20 protein-coding genes and 1 other annotated feature are annotated in these 18,570 nt (G+C 52.4%); of the genes, 15 read left to right on the forward strand and 5 right to left on the reverse strand.

Features of this window, described 5'->3' with window-relative positions; all coding sequences use genetic code 11:
* Positions 1-21: 21 nt before the first annotated feature.
* Entirely contained in the window at positions 22-312 is a 291-nt protein-coding gene (gene ghoS / locus GN242_RS09000; protein WP_154751400.1) for a type V toxin-antitoxin system endoribonuclease antitoxin GhoS, read from the reverse strand.
* A gap of 453 nt (positions 313-765) precedes the next feature.
* Between ghoS and GN242_RS09005 the strand changes: the two genes are divergently transcribed.
* The 15 genes from GN242_RS09005 to GN242_RS09075 all read left to right on the forward strand — a co-directional run bounded on the left by GN242_RS09005 (position 766) and on the right by GN242_RS09075 (position 14,902).
* On the forward strand, positions 766-1,521 hold the full coding sequence (locus tag GN242_RS09005) for a DUF481 domain-containing protein (protein WP_154751399.1): 756 nt from the start codon (positions 766-768) through the stop codon (positions 1,519-1,521).
* 472 nt (positions 1,522-1,993) lie between these two features.
* On the forward strand, positions 1,994-3,922 hold the full coding sequence (gene thrS / locus GN242_RS09010; protein WP_156287325.1) for a threonine--tRNA ligase: 1,929 nt from the start codon (positions 1,994-1,996) through the stop codon (positions 3,920-3,922).
* A 3-nt stretch (positions 3,923-3,925) separates the two neighbouring features.
* Positions 3,926-4,477 carry a translation initiation factor IF-3 gene (gene infC / locus GN242_RS09015; RefSeq protein ID WP_072277407.1) on the forward strand — a complete coding sequence of 184 codons (552 nt, stop codon included), beginning with the start codon at positions 3,926-3,928 and terminating at the stop codon, positions 4,475-4,477.
* A 91-nt stretch (positions 4,478-4,568) separates the two neighbouring features.
* Entirely contained in the window at positions 4,569-4,766 is a 198-nt protein-coding gene (gene rpmI / locus GN242_RS09020) for a 50S ribosomal protein L35 (RefSeq protein ID WP_005968897.1), read from the forward strand.
* Positions 4,767-4,929: 163 nt separating this feature from the next.
* Positions 4,930-5,286 carry a 50S ribosomal protein L20 gene (gene rplT, locus GN242_RS09025; protein WP_154751397.1) on the forward strand — a complete coding sequence of 119 codons (357 nt, stop codon included), beginning with the start codon at positions 4,930-4,932 and terminating at the stop codon, positions 5,284-5,286.
* 110 nt (positions 5,287-5,396) lie between these two features.
* Positions 5,397-5,522: a sequence feature (Phe leader region), on the forward strand.
* Positions 5,403-5,447, forward strand: coding sequence for a pheST operon leader peptide PheM (gene pheM, locus GN242_RS09030; protein WP_123225455.1), 45 nt, complete (start codon positions 5,403-5,405; stop codon positions 5,445-5,447). (Overlaps the previous feature by 45 nt.)
* 88 nt (positions 5,523-5,610) lie before the next feature.
* Complete coding sequence (gene pheS / locus GN242_RS09035) at positions 5,611-6,594, forward strand: phenylalanine--tRNA ligase subunit alpha (RefSeq protein ID WP_154751396.1); 984 nt, start codon at positions 5,611-5,613, stop codon at positions 6,592-6,594.
* Positions 6,595-6,609: 15 nt separating this feature from the next.
* Positions 6,610-8,997, forward strand: coding sequence for a phenylalanine--tRNA ligase subunit beta (pheT, locus tag GN242_RS09040; protein ID WP_154751395.1), 2,388 nt, complete (start codon positions 6,610-6,612; stop codon positions 8,995-8,997).
* Between the two features lie 4 nt (positions 8,998-9,001).
* Positions 9,002-9,301 (forward strand): integration host factor subunit alpha, encoded by a 300-nt coding sequence (gene ihfA / locus GN242_RS09045; protein ID WP_017802142.1) that lies wholly within the window; start codon positions 9,002-9,004, stop codon positions 9,299-9,301.
* Positions 9,302-9,444: 143 nt separating this feature from the next.
* Positions 9,445-10,425 carry a vitamin B12 ABC transporter permease BtuC gene (gene btuC / locus GN242_RS09050; RefSeq protein WP_154751394.1) on the forward strand — a complete coding sequence of 327 codons (981 nt, stop codon included), beginning with the start codon at positions 9,445-9,447 and terminating at the stop codon, positions 10,423-10,425.
* Between the two features lie 46 nt (positions 10,426-10,471).
* Positions 10,472-11,014, forward strand: coding sequence for a glutathione peroxidase (locus GN242_RS09055; RefSeq protein ID WP_154751393.1), 543 nt, complete (start codon positions 10,472-10,474; stop codon positions 11,012-11,014).
* Positions 11,015-11,017: 3 nt separating this feature from the next.
* On the forward strand, positions 11,018-11,758 hold the full coding sequence (gene btuD / locus GN242_RS09060) for a vitamin B12 ABC transporter ATP-binding protein BtuD (RefSeq protein ID WP_156287326.1): 741 nt from the start codon (positions 11,018-11,020) through the stop codon (positions 11,756-11,758).
* Between the two features lie 72 nt (positions 11,759-11,830).
* Positions 11,831-12,289, forward strand: coding sequence for an NlpC/P60 family protein (locus tag GN242_RS09065; RefSeq protein ID WP_154751392.1), 459 nt, complete (start codon positions 11,831-11,833; stop codon positions 12,287-12,289).
* Positions 12,290-12,628: 339 nt separating this feature from the next.
* The gene (locus tag GN242_RS09070; RefSeq protein WP_154751391.1) at positions 12,629-13,372 is read left to right on the forward strand and encodes an EAL domain-containing protein; all 744 of its coding nucleotides are present in this window, start codon (positions 12,629-12,631) and stop codon (positions 13,370-13,372) included.
* Positions 13,373-13,462: 90 nt separating this feature from the next.
* On the forward strand, positions 13,463-14,902 hold the full coding sequence (locus GN242_RS09075) for a protein adenylyltransferase SelO (protein WP_156287327.1): 1,440 nt from the start codon (positions 13,463-13,465) through the stop codon (positions 14,900-14,902).
* On the opposite strand, the gene GN242_RS09080 is transcribed toward GN242_RS09075, so the two are convergent.
* From GN242_RS09080 to GN242_RS09095, 4 genes are read right to left on the reverse strand one after another with little or no spacing between them, the layout of a single operon-like run.
* The gene (locus GN242_RS09080; RefSeq protein WP_154751389.1) at positions 14,899-15,675 is read right to left on the reverse strand and encodes a heme ABC transporter ATP-binding protein; all 777 of its coding nucleotides are present in this window, start codon (positions 15,673-15,675) and stop codon (positions 14,899-14,901) included. The genes GN242_RS09075 and GN242_RS09080 overlap by 4 nt on opposite strands.
* The gene (locus GN242_RS09085) at positions 15,668-16,669 is read right to left on the reverse strand and encodes a FecCD family ABC transporter permease (protein WP_156287328.1); all 1,002 of its coding nucleotides are present in this window, start codon (positions 16,667-16,669) and stop codon (positions 15,668-15,670) included. The genes GN242_RS09080 and GN242_RS09085 overlap by 8 nt, the downstream gene beginning before the upstream one ends.
* Entirely contained in the window at positions 16,666-17,487 is an 822-nt protein-coding gene (locus GN242_RS09090; protein WP_154751387.1) for a heme/hemin ABC transporter substrate-binding protein, read from the reverse strand. The genes GN242_RS09085 and GN242_RS09090 overlap by 4 nt, the downstream gene beginning before the upstream one ends.
* A complete protein-coding gene (locus GN242_RS09095) occupies positions 17,484-18,515 on the reverse strand; it encodes a hemin-degrading factor (protein ID WP_154751386.1) in 1,032 nt (343 codons plus the stop codon). The genes GN242_RS09090 and GN242_RS09095 overlap by 4 nt, the downstream gene beginning before the upstream one ends.
* Positions 18,516-18,570 lie beyond the last annotated feature (55 nt).

Here is an 18,570-nt window from a genome sequence, read left to right on the forward strand (position 1 = left end):
AGCGTCAGTCTTTACATAAACTTAGCCAGTGTTACGGCGGAAGGTATCCCAGGGCTGGATCTCAATCTCCGGGGCCTCGCCCAATACCTGTTCACCTATTCCCACGGCCTGCTGGTGAATCTCCTCTTCTGATAGCGCACCAATGTAGCCAAAGTTGTTTGTACCCAGCTCATATGGCAGGCCGTTATCATCTTTAAGTGTGGCTGAAAAACCACTATTAATCAGTGCGCTACTCAGCTCCAGCACCTCTGACAATCCTTTCTCGTTATAGCGAAACGTCACAACATACTGATTAATTCCATGGTTACTCATGATTCACCTCATTGTTAAAAAACATGTTTTTAGCGTAGTCGATACCGCGGGTCACTGTGGTTAATTCAGAATATCGCAGGGGAGGGGCTGTGATTAACGCATTTGTGCGCGTAGTAAATCATGCAGTGTGACTTCACACGCGGAAGACGGTAAGGCGCAATCGAGGTTGATTACTGGTATTAACATTTAGTTACATTACTAACGGTTTTCGTTTGAAAAACACCTTTTGCTAAAGATATTTCTTATTTACATCCAGGTGTTTTATGACCAAATACCCTCTATAATGCGCCGCGTTAATGGGAATGTTCTCAATAACTGTGTTGTTTTGTCATGTTGCTTTGGAAAAAGAGCGGTTTAACAAATTGTTACGATTATTACCGTAAAATGCGTTGATCGTCCTTCAAAACGCTTCAGACTCACTCTTTTAAAAACTGTCGTACGGGTCACATTTAAATGAAAGCGCTTAATAAGCTGTCTGTAGTTCTGCTGCTCTCCGGGGGAGCACTGTGTCAACAAGCCCTGGCGGATAACAATGTCTTCACGGTTATGGATGACCCTTCTACGGCGAAAAAAGATTTTGAAGGTAACGCCGCCGCTGGTTATCTGGCGCAGTCTGGTAACACTACCAGCTCTTCAGCAACCGCTAATACTAACCTGACATGGTATACGCCTAGCTTCGCGTACAGCCTGTGGGGCAACGCCAGCAACACTTCCTCTAACGATGAGCGCTCCTCAGAGACTTATCAGGTGGGCGGACGTACGCGTTATAACATGAACAGTGCTGACTATCTGTTCGGTCAGGCAAGCTGGTTAAGCGATCGTTTTAATGGTTACGATGGTCGCTCGATTCTTGCGGCAGGTTATGGTCGTCAGCTGCTGAATGGCCCGGTGCATTCACTGCGTGTGGAAGCCGGTCCAGGTGTGCGTTATGACGATTACCATGAAGGTGGCCATGAGACTCAGGCGCTGGCCTACGGTGCATTGAGCTATCAGTGGCAGTTGACCGATACCACCAAGTTCGTTCAGGGTGTTTCTGTTCTGGGTAGCGACGATACTACCGTCAACTCAGAAACCGGCTTGCAGGTAGCGATCAACGAGCACTTTGCGCTGAAAATGGCTTACAACGTGACCTGGAACCAGAATCCTCCAGCGTCTGCGCCTGATCACACCGATACAAAAACAACGATCATGCTCTCCTACGCGATGTAATCTTCTGGCGAGCCGCGCGATGCGGCTCGTTTTCTACTGCTGTCCGGACATTAAGCCGCATCAAACCCAATACTGAACTGATAATACAGTTAAGCGGCAGTCGCAAAATATCGACCTTATTCCCCCTGAAACACTCTTAATCATTAAGCCTGCTTTTGCCTGGTTGCCATCTGCTGGTTCATTCAACAGATCATTTTGCTTAACCGATTGGTGTTACGCCACTAACAGTATTCACTTTATCTGGCACCTTACTTACTCAATACAGCCATCCGTGCAATTGAACTCTATGAAGTGTAAGATGTTCCTCCTTCGGAAGTTTTTTACTCATTCACTTTCGATAATGTGTACCAGGCAGTGCACCAAATCGGCAAATGTGAGTCGGTTTCAAGTGCAAAGTGCTTGTTGTATAAAGAAAATTTTACTTTTGCATGTAATCTTACGTGTGGGTTACCACTGCAATTAAGGATGTTTCATGCCCGTTATTACTCTTCCTGATGGAAGTAAACGTTCGTTTGACCACGCCGTCAGCGTGATGGATATTGCTATGGACATCGGGCCTGGCCTGGCGAAAGCCTGCATAGCCGGTCGTGTTAATGGCGAACTGGTTGATGCGGTTGACCCGATCACCGAAGATGCCAATGTAGCTATCATCACCGCAAAAGACGAAGCTGGTCTGGAAATCATTCGTCACTCCTGCGCCCACCTGTTAGGACATGCGATCAAGCAGCTGTGGCCCGATACCAAAATGGCAATCGGTCCGGTTATCGACAACGGTTTTTACTACGATGTTGACCTTGATCATACGCTGACCCAGGAAGACATTGAGCAGCTGGAAAAGCGTATGCACCAGTTAGCTGAGACGAATTACGACGTTATCAAGAAGAAAGTCAGCTGGCAGGAAGCGCGCGATGCCTTCGCTGCACGTGGTGAAATTTATAAAACCACCATCCTTGATGAAAACATCAGCCATGACGACCGTCCTGGCCTGTACCATCACGAAGAATATGTAGATATGTGCCGCGGCCCGCACGTACCTAATATGCGTTTTTGTCACCACTTTAAGCTTCAGAAAATTTCTGGCGCTTACTGGCGTGGCGACAGCAATAATAAAATGCTGCAACGTATCTACGGTACTGCATGGGGCGATAAGAAGCAGCTGGCGGCCCATCTGCAACGCCTGGAAGAAGCGGCGAAGCGTGACCACCGTAAAATCGGTAAGCAGCTCGACCTGTATCATATGCAGGAAGAGGCACCGGGTATGGTGTTCTGGCACAATGACGGCTGGACGATCTTCCGTGAGCTGGAAGTCTTTGTACGCACCAAGCTGAAAGAGTATGAGTACCAGGAAGTTAAAGGTCCATTTATGATGGATCGCGTGCTGTGGGAAAAAACCGGGCACTGGGAAAACTACAAAGAGGCGATGTTTACAACCTCTTCAGAGAACCGCGAATACTGCATTAAGCCAATGAATTGCCCTGGTCACGTGCAAATTTTCAATCAGGGTCTAAAATCTTACCGCGACCTGCCGTTACGTATGGCTGAGTTCGGTAGCTGCCACCGTAATGAACCGTCAGGTGCATTACATGGTCTGATGCGAGTGCGTGGTTTTACCCAGGATGATGCCCATATCTTCTGTACCGAAGAGCAGGTACGCGATGAGGTCAACGGCTGTATTAAGATGGTGTACGATATGTACAGCACCTTCGGCTTTGAAAAAATCGTTGTAAAACTCTCTACCCGTCCAGAAAAACGTATCGGTAGTGATGATCTGTGGGATCGCTCAGAGGCTGACCTGGCCGCTGCGCTGAAAGAGAACAACATACCGTTCGACTATCAGCCGGGTGAGGGCGCCTTCTACGGCCCTAAAATTGAATTTACCCTGCATGACTGTCTCGACCGTGCATGGCAATGTGGTACTGTGCAGCTCGACTTCTCACTGCCGAGCCGCCTGAGTGCCTCATATATAGGTGAAAGTAATGAACGTCAGGTGCCGGTGATGATTCACCGTGCAATCCTGGGGTCCATGGAGCGCTTTATCGGGATTTTAACCGAGGAATATGCCGGTTTCTTCCCGACCTGGCTGGCTCCAGTACAAGTTGTGGTGATGAATATCACCGATGGTCAGTCCGAATATGTTGCAGAATTGACCCGAAAACTGCAAAATGCGGGCATTCGTGCAAAAGCGGACTTGAGAAACGAGAAGATTGGCTTTAAAATCCGTGAACATACTTTACGACGTGTTCCCTATATGTTGGTCTGTGGTGATAAAGAGGTGGAAGCTGGCAAAGTGGCCGTTCGCACCCGCCGCGGTAAAGACCTGGGAAGCATGGACGTAAACGAAGTGATCGCTAAACTGCAGGGTGAAATCCGCAGTCGCAATCTTCATCAATTGGAGGAATAAAGTATTAAAGGCGGAAAACGAGTTCAACCGGCGCGTCCGAATCGCATAAATAGAGAAATTCGCGCCACTGAGGTTCGTCTGACTGGCGTCGATGGCGAACAGATTGGTATTGTCAGTCTGAATGAAGCTTTGGAAAAAGCTGAAGAAGCAGGAGTTGATCTTGTTGAGATCAGCCCCAACGCCGAGCCGCCCGTTTGTCGTATAATGGATTACGGCAAGTTCCTTTACGAAAAAAGCAAATCTTCTAAAGAACAGAAGAAGAAGCAAAAGATTATCCAGGTTAAGGAAATTAAATTCCGTCCTGGTACCGATGATGGCGACTATCAGGTAAAACTACGCAACCTGATTCGCTTTCTGGAAGATGGCGATAAAGCCAAGATCACACTGCGTTTCCGTGGTCGTGAGATGGCGCACCAACAGATCGGTATGGAAGTGCTTAACCGCGTCCGTAAAGATCTGTGTGAAGATATTGATCTGGCAGTTGTCGAATCCTTCCCAACAAGGATTGAAGGCCGTCAGATGATTATGGTGCTCGCTCCCAAGAAGAAACAGTAGGCCCTAAAGTAATCATGCCGCGTACTTCGGTGCGCGGTTTGATTCGCCTGTCTGGTTCATTTTATTAACAATGCGAAGTGGATATTTTTAAATGCCAAAGATTAAAACTGTACGTGGCGCGGCCAAGCGCTTTAAGAAGACCGCCGGTGGCGGCTTCAAGCGTAAACACGCTAACCTGCGTCATATTCTGACTAAAAAATCTACTAAGCGTAAACGCCACCTGCGTCCTAAAGGTATGGTGTCTAAAGGCGATCTGGGTCTGGTTATTGCCTGCCTGCCGTACGCATAAGTAAACTTTTTTTAGTACCCGATAGATTTCGGATTGCAGTAAGGCGGCAACTTAAGTGAATTCCTGATCTTACCTGTGTAAGTGACTGGATTGAACCAGGAAGCCAATACCGCTGCAACATGAAAAATAAAGGGTAAAACAGAATATTAAACAGGAGAGCTAAATGGCTCGTGTAAAACGTGGTGTAGTTGCTCGCGCACGTCACAAGAAAATCTTAAAACAAGCTAAAGGCTACTACGGTGCACGTTCACGTGTATACCGTGTTGCTTTCCAGGCTGTTATCAAAGCTGGTCAGTATGCTTACCGTGACCGTCGTCAACGGAAGCGCCAGTTCCGTCAGCTGTGGATTGCGCGTATCAACGCCGCAGCCCGCACTAACGGTATGTCTTACAGCCGCTTCATCAATGGCCTGAGAAAGGCTTCGATCGAAATCGACCGTAAGATTCTGGCTGACATCGCAGTATTCGACAAAGCAGTATTTGCTGCTCTGGTAGAAAAAGCGAAATCAGCTCTGGCGTAAGCCAGATTGAAGAGGGAGCTGGTCTCCCTCTTTTTTTATTATATGAAATGATTGACATTTTTACCCTCCGGCCTTTCAATAGAGCGGTCAGAAACTGCATATAAGGTCAACTAAACATGAAAACTGCTATTTTCCGTTTCTTTTTTTACTTTAGCGCCTGATTGTCGGGGGCTTAAGCGCAAAGAAAAGAAACGAAAAATCGCGCTGAAAGCCTCCCTCGTGGAGGCTTTTTTCGTTTTAGCGCAGATGAAATAACGATTACCGGACGGCTATTCGTCCCTGATTAAAACAGACTGGCCAGCTTGGCTGGAAGAAGAGGAAAGCATGTCACATCTCGCAGACCTGGTAGCGAGCGCGAAAGCCGCTATCAAAGATGCTCAGGATGTCGCCGCGTTAGATAACGTACGCGTCGAATACCTGGGTAAAAAAGGGCATCTTACGCTCCAGATGACCTCCTTGCGTGAACTGCCTGCGGAAGATCGTCCGGCAGCGGGTGCGGTGATCAATGAAGCTAAACAGCAGGTACAGGAAGCGCTGAACGCGCAGAAAAATGCGCTTGAGTCTGCGGTAATGAATGCCCGCCTGGCACAAGAGACTATCGACGTTTCTTTGCCGGGTCGTCGTATTGAAAACGGTGGGCTGCATCCGGTAACGCGCACCATCGACCGTATCGAAACCTTCTTCGGTGAGCTTGGTTTTTCTGTGGAAACCGGCCCAGAAATTGAAGATGACTATCACAACTTCGATGCGCTGAATATTCCAGGCCACCATCCGGCCCGTGCCGATCACGATACCTTCTGGTTCGATGCCACGCGCCTGCTGCGTACGCAGACGTCTGGTGTGCAGATTCGCACCATGCAAAATCAGCAGCCGCCCATCCGTATTATTGCGCCGGGCCGCGTTTATCGTAACGATTATGACCAGACTCACACCCCAATGTTCCACCAGATGGAAGGGTTGATTGTTGATAAAAACATCAGCTTTACCAATCTTAAGGGAACGCTGCATGACTTCCTGAATAACTTCTTTGAAGAGGATTTACAGGTGCGTTTCCGCCCGTCTTATTTCCCCTTCACTGAACCTTCCGCTGAAGTTGATGTAATGGGCAAAAACGGCAAATGGCTGGAGGTTCTGGGCTGTGGCATGGTACATCCGAATGTGCTGCGTAATGTCGGGATTGACCCGGAAGTGTACTCAGGTTTCGCCTTTGGTATGGGAATGGAGCGTCTGACCATGCTGCGTTATGGCGTGACCGATCTGCGTGCCTTCTTCGAAAATGATTTACGTTTCCTCAAACAGTTTAAATAAGGGCGGGTAAAACCAATGAAATTCAGTGAACTCTGGTTACGTGAATGGGTCAACCCGGCCATTGACAGTACAGCCCTGTCCGATCAAATCACTATGGCCGGTCTGGAAGTGGACGGTGTTGATGCGGTGGCAGGCGCTTTTCATGGCGTGGTAGTTGGCGAAGTGGTCGAGTGCGGTCAGCACCCAAACGCGGACAAATTGCGTGTCACTAAAATCAATGTGGGCGGCGATCGCCTGCTGGATATCGTCTGTGGCGCGCCTAACTGCCGTCAGGGGCTGAAAGTTGCCGTGGCAACCGTGGGTGCAGTGCTGCCGGGTGATTTCAAAATCAAAGCCGCTAAACTGCGCGGCGAGCCGTCTGAAGGGATGCTGTGCTCGTTTTCTGAGCTGGGTATTTCCGACGATCATAACGGTATTATTGAACTGCCGCAGGATGCCTCCATCGGCACCGATATTCGTGATTATCTCAAGCTGGATGACAGCACCATCGAGATTAGCGTTACCCCGAACCGTGCCGACTGCCTGGGTATTATTGGCGTGGCGCGCGATGTGGCCGTGCTGAACAAGCTACCGTTAACAGCACCAGAGATGGCCCCTGTTGCCGCCACCGTGCAGGATACTTTCCCAATCCGCGTTGAAGCGACAGAAGCCTGCCCGCGTTACCTTGCCCGTGTAGTAAAAGGGATCAATGTTAACGCTGCCACGCCGCTGTGGATGAAAGAAAAGCTGCGTCGCTGCGGTATTCGCTCAATCGATCCGGTTGTTGATGTGACCAACTATGTTCTACTGGAACTGGGTCAGCCGATGCATGCCTTCGATCTTGATCGTCTTGAAGGTGGGATCGTAGTGCGTATGGCAGAAGAGGGCGAAACCCTGGTTCTGCTGGACGGCAACGAAGCTAAACTGAGCAGTGATACGCTGGTTATTGCCGACGAGAAGAAAGCGCTGGCGATGGGAGGAATTTTCGGTGGTGAACACTCAGGTGTTAACGAAGAAACCCAGAACGTGCTGTTTGAGTGTGCCTTCTTCAGCCCGCTGTCAATCACCGGCCGTGCGCGCCGCTATGGCCTGCATACCGATGCTTCACATCGCTACGAGCGTGGCGTAGACCCGGCACTCCAGCACACCGCAATTGAACGTGCGACTCGTCTGCTGCTGGATATCTGCGGTGGTGAAGCCGGCCCGGTTATTGACGTGACCCATGAGGCATCCTTGCCTGTGCGCGCCAGTATCACGCTGCGTCGCGAGAAACTGGATCGTTTGATCGGCCATGTGATTGCGGATGCTGAAGTAAGCGATATCCTGCGCCGTCTTGGTTGCGAAGTGACTGAAGGACAGGACGAGTGGCAGGCTGTGGCTCCAGGCTGGCGTTTTGATATTGCCATTGAAGAAGACCTGGTAGAAGAAGTCGCTCGCATCTATGGTTACGATAACATCCCAGACGTGCCTGTACAGGCCGGTCTGGTGATGACCAGACACCGTGAAGCGAACCTCTCCCTGAAGCGTGTTAAGGCATTGCTGGTGGATAAAGGCTATCAGGAAGCGATTACCTACAGCTTTGTTGACCCGAAAATCCAGGCACTGCTGCATCCGGGTGAAGAAAGCCTGGTGTTGCCAAGTCCGATCTCAGTTGAGATGTCGGCAATGCGTCTGTCCCTGTGGAGTGGCCTGCTGGGTGCGGTGGTATATAACCAGAACCGTCAGCAGTCTCGCGTACGTTTATTTGAAAGCGGTCTGCGCTTTGTGCCTGATACACAGGCAAACCTCGGTATTCGTCAGGATGTTATGCTGGCAGGGGTAATTAGCGGCCATCGTAATGAAGAGCACTGGGATCTGGCGCGTAGTCCGGTTGACTTCTATGATTTAAAAGGTGATTTAGAGTCCTTGCTGGAGTTAACCGGCAAACTTGATGAGATCCAGTTTGTGGCAGCGACCAATCCCGCGTTACATCCGGGGCAGAGCGCTGCAATTTATTTACGCGGTGAACACATTGGATTTATTGGTGTAGTGCACCCGGAACTTGAGCGTAAACTGGATCTTAACGGCCGAACCGTGGTGTTTGAACTGCTGTGGGATAAGGTGGCAGACCGCGTCCTGCCTGATGCCAGCGGTATTTCACGCTTCCCGGCTAACCGCCGTGATATCGCTGTTGTAGTGGCAGAAAATGTGCCGGCAGCAGATATTATCACCGAGTGTAAGAAAGTTGGCGTAAATCAGGTAGTTGGCGTAAACTTGTTTGACGTGTACCGTGGTAAGGGCGTAAATGATGGTTTTAAGAGCCTCGCTATCAGCCTGATTTTGCAAGATACCAGCCGGACACTCGAAGAAGAGGAGATTGCCGCTACCGTTGCAAAATGCGTAGAGGCACTGAAAGAGCGATTCCAAGCATCCTTGAGGGATTGAACCTATGGCGCTTACAAAAGCTGAAATGTCTGAATACCTGTTTGAGAAGCTTGGTCTTAGCAAACGGGATGCCAAAGAGCTGGTTGAACTGTTTTTTGAAGAAGTGCGTCGCGCTTTGGAGAATGGTGAACAGGTCAAACTGTCAGGATTTGGTAATTTCGACCTTCGCGACAAAAATCAACGTCCGGGGCGTAACCCTAAAACGGGTGAAGATATTCCCATTACGGCTCGCCGTGTTGTGACGTTCAGACCGGGTCAGAAACTCAAAAGCCGGGTTGAGAACGCTTCACCGAAAGAAGACTGATTTCTGCCATTCAAAAGGCCGCGCAAGCGGCCTTTTCATTATCAGTTACTCAGCTACAATTATATCGCCCACGCCGGACGCCCTTTCTTTTTTTCGATTTCCCTCTACAATTAACCCTCTGTTTTCCTTTAAAAACTCTGGTTATGACGCTGCTTGCTCAACAGATTTCCGCCGCTCAACGACGTTCCGGCTTATGGCTGTGCGGGCTGGGGATATTTTGCTTTGCGCTTTTGCTGGTCAGCCTGTGTGCAGGGGATCGCTGGATCCCGCCGGGGGAGTGGTTTACCCGCGATGCACAGCTCTTTGTCTGGCAGCTGCGCCTGCCGCGCACGCTGGCGGTGATGCTGGTTGGCGCGGCGCTGGCCGTGGCAGGTGCGACAATGCAGGCTTTGTTCAGTAATCCACTTGCTGAACCTGGCCTGCTTGGCGTGTCAGGCGGCGCTGGTGTCGGTCTGGTATTGTGTATTCTCTCCGGTATCAGTAACCCGTGGCTGATGAGCCTGAGCGCTATCCTCGGGGCGCTGCTGGTTACCCTGGTGCTGTTGCACTTTGCCCGTCAGCACCTCTCCAGCAGTCGTTTGCTGCTGGCAGGAGTGGCGCTGGGCATAATTTGCAGCGCGCTGATGACCTGGGCGGTCTATTTTAGCAGCAGCATGGATCTGCGTCAGTTAATGTACTGGATGATGGGTGGGTTTAGCGGCGTTGACTGGCGCTACAGCTGGCTGATGCTGGCGCTTATTCCGGTGCTGATCTGGTTAAGCAGCCGGGTACGAGTGTTAAACCTGCTGGCGCTGGGGGAGGTCTCTTCACAGCAGCTGGGCCTGCCGCTGGTGCTATGGCGCAATCTGCTGGTGATGGCAATTGGCTGGCTGGTGGGGGTCAGCGTAGCGCTTGCCGGAGCAATCGGTTTTGTCGGTCTGGTCGTTCCGCATATTCTGCGGCTTAACGGTCTGAGCGATCATCGTATTCTGTTGCCTGGCTGTGCACTGGCCGGTGCGGGTGTGCTGCTGGCCGCCGATATTATTGCCCGTGTGGCGCTCACTTCCGCTGAACTGCCGATAGGAGTGGTGACAGCAACGCTGGGCGCACCGGTGTTTATCTGGCTATTATTGAACCACCGCTGACAGCCTGACGGCTGTTTTTCTCCTTACGTTAAAACAGGAAAAGACCATGAGTATTTTCGAAACAGAACTGGTGACGCTCGACGGCGATAAAACTACCCTGGCCCAGTGGCAGGGGGATGTTCTGCTGGTGGTTAACGTGGCATCAAAATGTGGCCTGACACCGCAGTATGAGGCGCTGGAGAATCTGCACAAGGAGCTGCACGATAAGGGACTGACGGTACTGGGCTTCCCGTGTAACGCTTTCCTGGAGCAGGAACCGGGTAGCGAGGCAGAGATTAAAACCTTTTGCAGCACCACCTACGGCGTGACGTTCCCGATGTTCAGCAAAATAGAGGTAAATGGTCCGCACCGTCATCCTTTGTATGCGCAGCTGGTGGCGGCACAGCCTGAGGCTATTGCCCCGGAAGGCAGCGGTTTTCTGGAGCGCATGACCAGTAAAGGGCGTGCTCCGAAGCAAAAGGGCGATATTCTGTGGAACTTTGAAAAGTTCCTGATTGGCCGGGACGGTAAAGTGATAGGGCGCTTCTCGCCGGATATGACGCCGGATGACCCACAGTTAGTTGCCCGAATCCATCAGGCACTGGCGTAGCAAGTGCTGCTGAGATTAACAGACGTTGCTGTAACCGGACGCCTGTTTCCGTTCAGTGCGCAGGTGACGGCCGGGCAGATTATTCATCTGGTTGGCCCCAACGGTGCGGGTAAAAGCTCGCTGCTGATGGCGATAGCCGGATTACTGCTAACGGCAGGAGAAGTGCAGTTTGCCGGGCGAGCGCTGAAGGACTGGCCCGGTATTGCTCTCGCACGCCAGCGTGCTTATCTGGCGCAACAGCAGTCTCCCCCCGGGCAAATGCCGGTCTGGCACTATCTGCTGATGCATACACAGCAGCAGGGTGAGGCATCACATACCACGCTGCTGGCGCTGGCGCAGGCCTTACAGCTTAGTGATAAACTGGCACGGCCGCTGACGCAGCTTTCCGGTGGAGAGTGGCAGCGGGTACGTCTGGCGGCGGTCATCTTACAGGTTAGCCAGCCTGAGGGAAGTCTGCTGCTGCTGGATGAGCCGTTAACCGGGCTGGATATTGCCCAACAGGCAGCGTTTGACCGCCTGATCCCACAGCTGAAGGCGCAGGGCGTCACGGTGATCATGAGCAGCCATGACTTGAACCACTCCCTGCGTTATGCGGATCAAATCTGGCTGATGCGGCCAGGGCAGCCTGCATTGCAGGGTTGCCCGCAGCAGGTGCTGACGCCGGAGCATCTGAATGCGCTCTATCAGGTTTCATTCCGTCTGCTGGAAATTGAGGGACAGGCGATGCTGACAACACTGTGCTGATCATATTGGCGCTGTTGCCAGTTACAGGTATTGCCGTTAGATTACAGACTGTTGCTATTAAGGTGCATCATTATGCGTTACTGGCTTCTGCTTGTTGTTATTATTCTGGCCGGCTGTAGCAGCCGTGCACCTGCCCCGGACGGGCGTCTGTCGGACTCCATCGCCGTGATCGCTCAACTTAACGATCAGCTCGGTCAGTGGCGGGGCGCTCCTTACCGCTATGGTGGCATGAGCCGCCGTGGTGTTGACTGCTCAGGTTTTGTTTACCTTACCTTCCGCGATCGTTTTAATATGCAGCTACCGCGCACCACGTCTGCGCAGACTGATATTGGCACGCGCATCGACAAGGCACAGCTGCTGCCGGGCGATCTGGTCTTCTTCAAAACAGGCAGCGGTGAAAGTGGCCTGCACGTCGGGATTTACGATACTGATAATCAGTTTATCCATGCCTCAACCAGCCAGGGTGTGACCCGTTCGTCTCTGGATAATGTTTACTGGCGTAAAGTTTTTTGGCAGGCACGGCGAATTTAATCGCCAGTAAAGCACCAGTCTGTTGTTTTACAGCTTATTTGATATATGTCCGCACAATTAACCTATGCGGAATATAAAATACCACTTTAGCCTCCATTTCTCTTAAGTCATCATTTCAATAAATCAGTGCATTATTTCCATAAAGACAACACAAACATAAAGGGTAATGAAATCGATTAGCATCGTTTATGTCAGTTTTGTGTTAGCTTAATGATCTGGATTACAAGCAAATGCACACTGCAAATGAATTGCCGCAGAGTGACAGTCTCTTGACACTGTTGCGTGTCCTATTTTGTTGATATAGGATGCTGTGAGTGCCGCTTAATAATGGCGAACAAGATGAATATCTTTCTGGAAGCTGATTATAAAACTTACACAGCATTCTGCCCGGTTTACAGCCCTGGCGGGCTGTTAACGTCCGTCGAAATGTTAACTCACTTCACCCATGCCAGTATCAATGTAGCAATGCCGCAGGACATTTTAACGCCGCTATTAAATGACAGACAGCGTGTCCTGTTGTTGCAGGAACAAATTAACATCGTCGAGAAGCATTACGAATTTTTTAACGATAACGACCTGAAAGTGGCGATTAATATTGATCAACCGCTGGCTGAGACTATCCTCGGTAGTGAGTTTATTCTGAAAAAGATGTGCCAGCTGGATTGCCTCGAACTTGAGATTAGTGAAAGCTTTCCTGATTTAACCTTAGGTAAAAATAATAATTTCTTGCAGGCATTGAGTGAGAAATTTAACTTAAGTCTGAATAATTATGGCGCTGGTAAGGCGACTTCAAAAGCAGTTTTTGACGATCTTTTCTATCGAATCAAACTGGATAAAGCATTTATTCAGCATAATATTAAGCGTTTATCCTTTCATCCCTTTATCAGCGCTATCCTTGATCATATCAAACCGCACTGCCAGGAGATTGTGGTGCAGGGTGTCGATGATATGCCGGGATTACAGGTGGTGCGTGACTATGCTTTTGATGGTATCCAAAGTGCTCTCTTCCCGACGGTCAATGAAGATGCGCTCACCCATCTGACCGTACCTCCCTATCAACTGCGGGAACGTATGTTGCAATAACCCTGAAAACTCTCCGTGTTTGATAACGCCACCGCGCTTTACACTAACGGAGTCAGCGGGGATGTTCCCGTCGACTCTGACGGAGACGCCATGCAATTTAATAATACCTGGTATCAAGAGCTGAGTGGTTTCTATACCGCGCTTGAACCTGCGCCGTTAAAAAACCCTCGACTGCTGTATCACAGCGCGCCGCTGGCGCGTGAGCTTGGGCTGGATGAGCAACTGTTCGGCGCAGAACATGTCGGATTCTGGAGCGGCGAGCAGTTGATGAACGGCATGCAGCCGCTGGCGCAGGTTTACAGCGGGCATCAGTTTGGTGTCTGGGCCGGTCAGCTCGGCGACGGGCGCGGACTGCTGCTTGGTGAGCAGCAGCTGCCCGACGGGCGTAAATTTGACTGGCATCTGAAAGGGGCAGGGCTGACACCCTACTCTCGTATGGGAGATGGGCGGGCAGTATTGCGCTCCACGCTGCGGGAGTTTCTGGCTTCTGAAGCGATGCACGCGCTCGGTATTGCCACCTCGCGTGCTCTGACGGTGGTAACCAGTGATGAGCCGGTCTATCGTGAAACCAGCGAGCCTGGCGCGATGCTGCTGCGCGTGGCCGAAAGTCATCTGCGTTTTGGTCACTTTGAGCATTTCTACTACCTTGGGCAGCAGGACAATGTCACCCGGCTGGCGGACTACGCAATTCTGCACCACTGGCCGCAGTGGCATCAGGAGCCGGATAAATACCTGCTGTGGTTCAGCGATGTGGTGAAGCGCACCGCCCGGCTGATTGCTGGCTGGCAGAGCGCTGGCTTTGCCCACGGCGTTATGAACACCGACAATATGTCGATTCTCGGACTCACTCTGGACTACGGCCCTTACGGTTTCCTCGATGACTACCAGCCGGGCTTTATCTGTAATCACTCTGACCATCAGGGGCGTTACAGCTTCGAGAATCAGCCGATGATCGGACTGTGGAATCTTAATCGTCTGGCGCATGCGCTATCAGGATTAATGAGCACCGAGCAGTTAAAACAGGCGCTTGCACTGTATGAACCGGAACTGATGCGCGGCTGGGGCGAGAAAATGCGCGCCAGGCTGGGTCTGCTGACTGCCGGTAAAGACGACAATAATATTCTTACCGGCCTGCTGTCGCTGATGGCGAAAGAGGGCAGCGATTATACCCGGACATTCCGCCAGTTAAGCTCCGTTGAGCAACAGCAGTCACGCTCGCCGCTGCGAGATGAATTTATCGACCGTGAAGCGTTTGATAGCTGGTACAACGTCTATCGCCAGCGTCTGTTACAGGAAGAACGTTGCGATGAAGAGCGTCAGCGGACGATGAAACAGGCAAATCCGGCGCTGGTGCTGCGTAATTATCTGGCGCAGCAGGCGATTGAGCATGCGGAACAGGATGATATCAGCGTGCTGGAACGACTTCATCAGGCGCTGCTGAGGCCGTTCGACGATGCGCCAGAGTTTGCTGATCTGACGCGTCGTCCACCGGACTGGGGCAAAAAACTCGAAGTGAGCTGCTCCAGCTAACGGCGCAGTGAGACCTGCGGGACACCCTCATTCAGATGGGGGTGTACCATTACGTCGGCATGATACCAGCGCGTTAGCGTAGCCTCATCCAGCACCTCTGATGGCAGGCCCTCGGCCACCAGTTTTCCCTCTGCCAGCAACATCACACGATCTGACCACAGAGACGCCAGATTTAAATCGTGCAGTATGCAGCAGACGTGGAGCGGATACTGCCGGGTTAACTGCGATAATAGCCGCAGCAGATGCTGCTGATGATAGAGATCCAGCGCGGAAGTTGGCTCATCGAGAAACAACCATCCCTGCGGGCCATCCTGCCGCCACAGCTGTGCCAGCGCGCGGGCAAGCTGCACCCGCTGCTGCTCACCGCCGGAGAGTTGCAAATAGTCGCGTTGAGCCAGAGTATCGCAGCCTGTTAACGCCATCACTTTCTCTACCACCGGTTGCACCGGGCCAGGCCAGGGTGCGCGCCCCATGGCCACCACGTCATATACGCTAAGGGGAAATGCCATGCTGCTCTGCTGACGCATCACGGCGCGCTGTCGTGATAGCTGCATGGCAGGCCACTGCACCAGAGGTTGATCGTTTAAACAGCAGCTACCACGCTGCGGCGTTAGAAAACCGGTAAGCAGCCGTAGCAGGGTGGATTTACCCGCTCCATTGGGGCCAATCAGCGAAACCAGCTCTCCCGGCCGCAGCGTCAGTGACACATCATCAATCAGCCAGCGTTGCCCCAGCTGGTAGCTTAACCCGCTGGCGTTCAGTAAATCAGCCATTGAGACCTCCCCGGCGGCGCAGAATCAACCACAGGAACCACGGCCCGCCAATCAGACTGGTCAGCAGGCCCACCGGCATCTCTGCCGGAGCCACCAGGGTGCGTGCCAGCGTATCGGCTAACAGCAGCAGGATGGCACCGCTGAGTAGCGAAGAGGGCAGCAGCCAGCGATGATCGCCACCAAGGCAGAAACGCATCAGATGCGGCACGACAAGACCAATAAACCCAATCACCCCGCTGACCGCCACCGCCGCCGCCACCAGAAAAGCACTCAGTACCAGCAGATAGCGCTGTGTGCGCGGCACATCAATGCCCAGATAGTGTGCTTCTTCCTCACCCAGTTGCAGCAGGTTAAGACGCGTCGCCAGCCGCTGTACCAGCACCATGCAGGGCAGTACCACAGAAGCACATACCAGCACCGTTGGCCATTGTGACTGTCCAAGACTGCCCATGGCCCATAGCGAGAGCTGACGGAGCTGCTGGTCGTTGCTTAACCAGGACAGAACGCCTACCGACGCACTACACAGGGCATTAATGGCAATGCCGACCAGCAGCAGGCGGCTCAGGCCACTCTGTCCTTGCTGACTGAGCAGGAAGATCACCAGAGTTACTGCCAGACTACCCAAAAACGCTGCCAGCAGCGGCAGATACAGCATCAGTACTCCTGGTAGTGAAACTGATAGCACGATAGAGAACGCCACCGCCAGCGCTGCGCCACTGCTGATCCCTAACAGGCCCGGATCAGCCAACGGGTTACGAAACAGTCCCTGCATGACGCAGCCGGAGAGCGCCAGCGCGCCGCCAACAACTACCGCCAGCAGCACGCGGGGCAGGCGAATGGTAAACCAGATTTGCCACAGGCTGCTGTCAATGCCGGCATGCCACAACATCGGCAGCGACAAATGCATCGCGCCGCTGTTGGCAGCGCTGATACCCAGAATCAGCAGCAGCAGCACAAGTCCGCACAGCCAGCGCAGGTAACGTGCTGACATCACGGCAGGGCTTCCGCGGTCTGACGCAGTTTCAGAATGGCCGCAGGAGTGTCGATCCCAAAGCCGAGCAGCGCCATATCATCCACGATCAGCAGCTGCTGATTTTTGCCTGCCGGGGTCAGTGCCAGGCCGGGGATCTTCCACAGATTTTCTTCACCGCCGAGAGTGCGAATACCATCGCTGGTTGCCACAATCAGCTGCGGCGCGCTGGCAATCACCCCCTCCTGCGACAGCGGCTTATAGCGCTGAACGCTGGCCATTGCATTTTGCAGACCTGCCGCATGAATCGCTGCATCGGCAGAGGTTTCGCTGCCAGCGCCCATGGTGCCCATTCCCTGATGGGCGAGAATAAATAGTACTTTGACCGGCAGCGGCGATTTTGGCACGCTTGAGAGCTGTTTCCGTACTTTTTCCTGCAAAGCCTTACCGGCATCTTCGCGATGCAGGGCGGTGGCGATAGTGTGGATTTTCTCGCTGATTGCGGAAATATCGGCCTTGCCGGTGACATCCACCACTTTCACACCGTTTTGCTCAACCTGTTTCAGCGCCAGCGCCGGTTTGGCCAGCTCACTGGCGATCACCAGCGTTGGTTTTAGCGCCAGAATGCCCTCAGCGTTGAGCTGACGCATATAGCCAACGTCAGGCAGTTTTTTTGCCACTGCCGGATGCAGACTGGTGCTGTCTCGCGCCACCAGCTCTTGCTGCGCATCCAGCGCATAGATAATCTGGGTAACATCGCCGCCAATACTGACGATGCGCTCGGCGGCGGCGGCCTGCAATGCCAGCGGCAGGGCAATCAGAGCGAGCAGGCGGGATTTCATACGGAGGCACCTTCTGCACTGAGAGCGGTTAACTGTTCACGCCAGCGGGTCTGCTCTGGCTGGCCTTCGCTACGCTGGCCGTACAGTTGCGCAATCTGCGTACCATCGGCCGCAAACAGCTCCAGGCTGGTGACAATGCCATCAGCGGTAGGCTTCCGGGTGATCCAGCTCTCAGCAATAAGCTGTTCTTGCAGGTGCAGGGTGAACGCCGGGTTAAAGATATTCAGCCAGTTGTGCATTGGCATCAGCTTCTCGATCGTCCCGGTAAAAATCTGCACACAGGCGCGGTTGCCGACAAAAATCATAATTTCATTGCCATCATGGCGTACGGTCTCCAGCAGCGCAGCCAGCGACTGATTGCTGACCTGCTGTGCCAGATCGTCGCTCACGGCCTGGAAAGCCTGCTGACGGGATACGTCGTGTTTTTTCAGCAGACGGAAGAACTGATGGACATCGGTCATGGCGCGCCAGTCGCTTTCAAGCGCAGCACTGTCAACGTTGCTGGAGAAGGTCGCAGCAGCGGCGGGGATAACGCTAAATACTGCCGCCGCATCGGTACGATACTCCGCGAGCAGCTGCCGCCAGGCGTCCATATGGGTATTTTCGGTTGCGTAAACTTTCAGAACGGCGTCGCCGTGCTGGTCAAAAAACTGAATACTTTGACGTTCACCGTGGCCGGTCATCTCCGTAAGATGGAAGACGCTGGCCCACTGATTGACGAAGACGCGCAGGTCGAGCGCACGCGGATTAAGCACAATACCCGCATGAGCACCGATATGAATATTACTGAAAACACCCAGATGTTCATGTACCGCATATTCGTTGCGCGTAATGCATTTGGTTTCGCCGACGGCTTCCAGAGCGTGCAGCAGTTCACGCATATCAGGGCGCAGCGGCTGTGCCTGATGGCCCACACGAGCGGCAGTCAGCTCTGCCTCGCTGATACCCATTAACGCTGCCAGATCGCGCGCATATTTCTTCGGATGCCGTTCTTTTAAGTCGCTGTATTGTTGATAGTGCGCAGTCATTGCTGTAGTCCTCACGGAAGCCGCTTAAAGGAAAGAGTATTCATTATCAGAATGA

Origin of the sequence: Erwinia sorbitola, assembly GCF_009738185.1 — a bacterium.
Classification (GTDB): domain Bacteria; phylum Pseudomonadota; class Gammaproteobacteria; order Enterobacterales; family Enterobacteriaceae; genus Erwinia; species Erwinia sorbitola.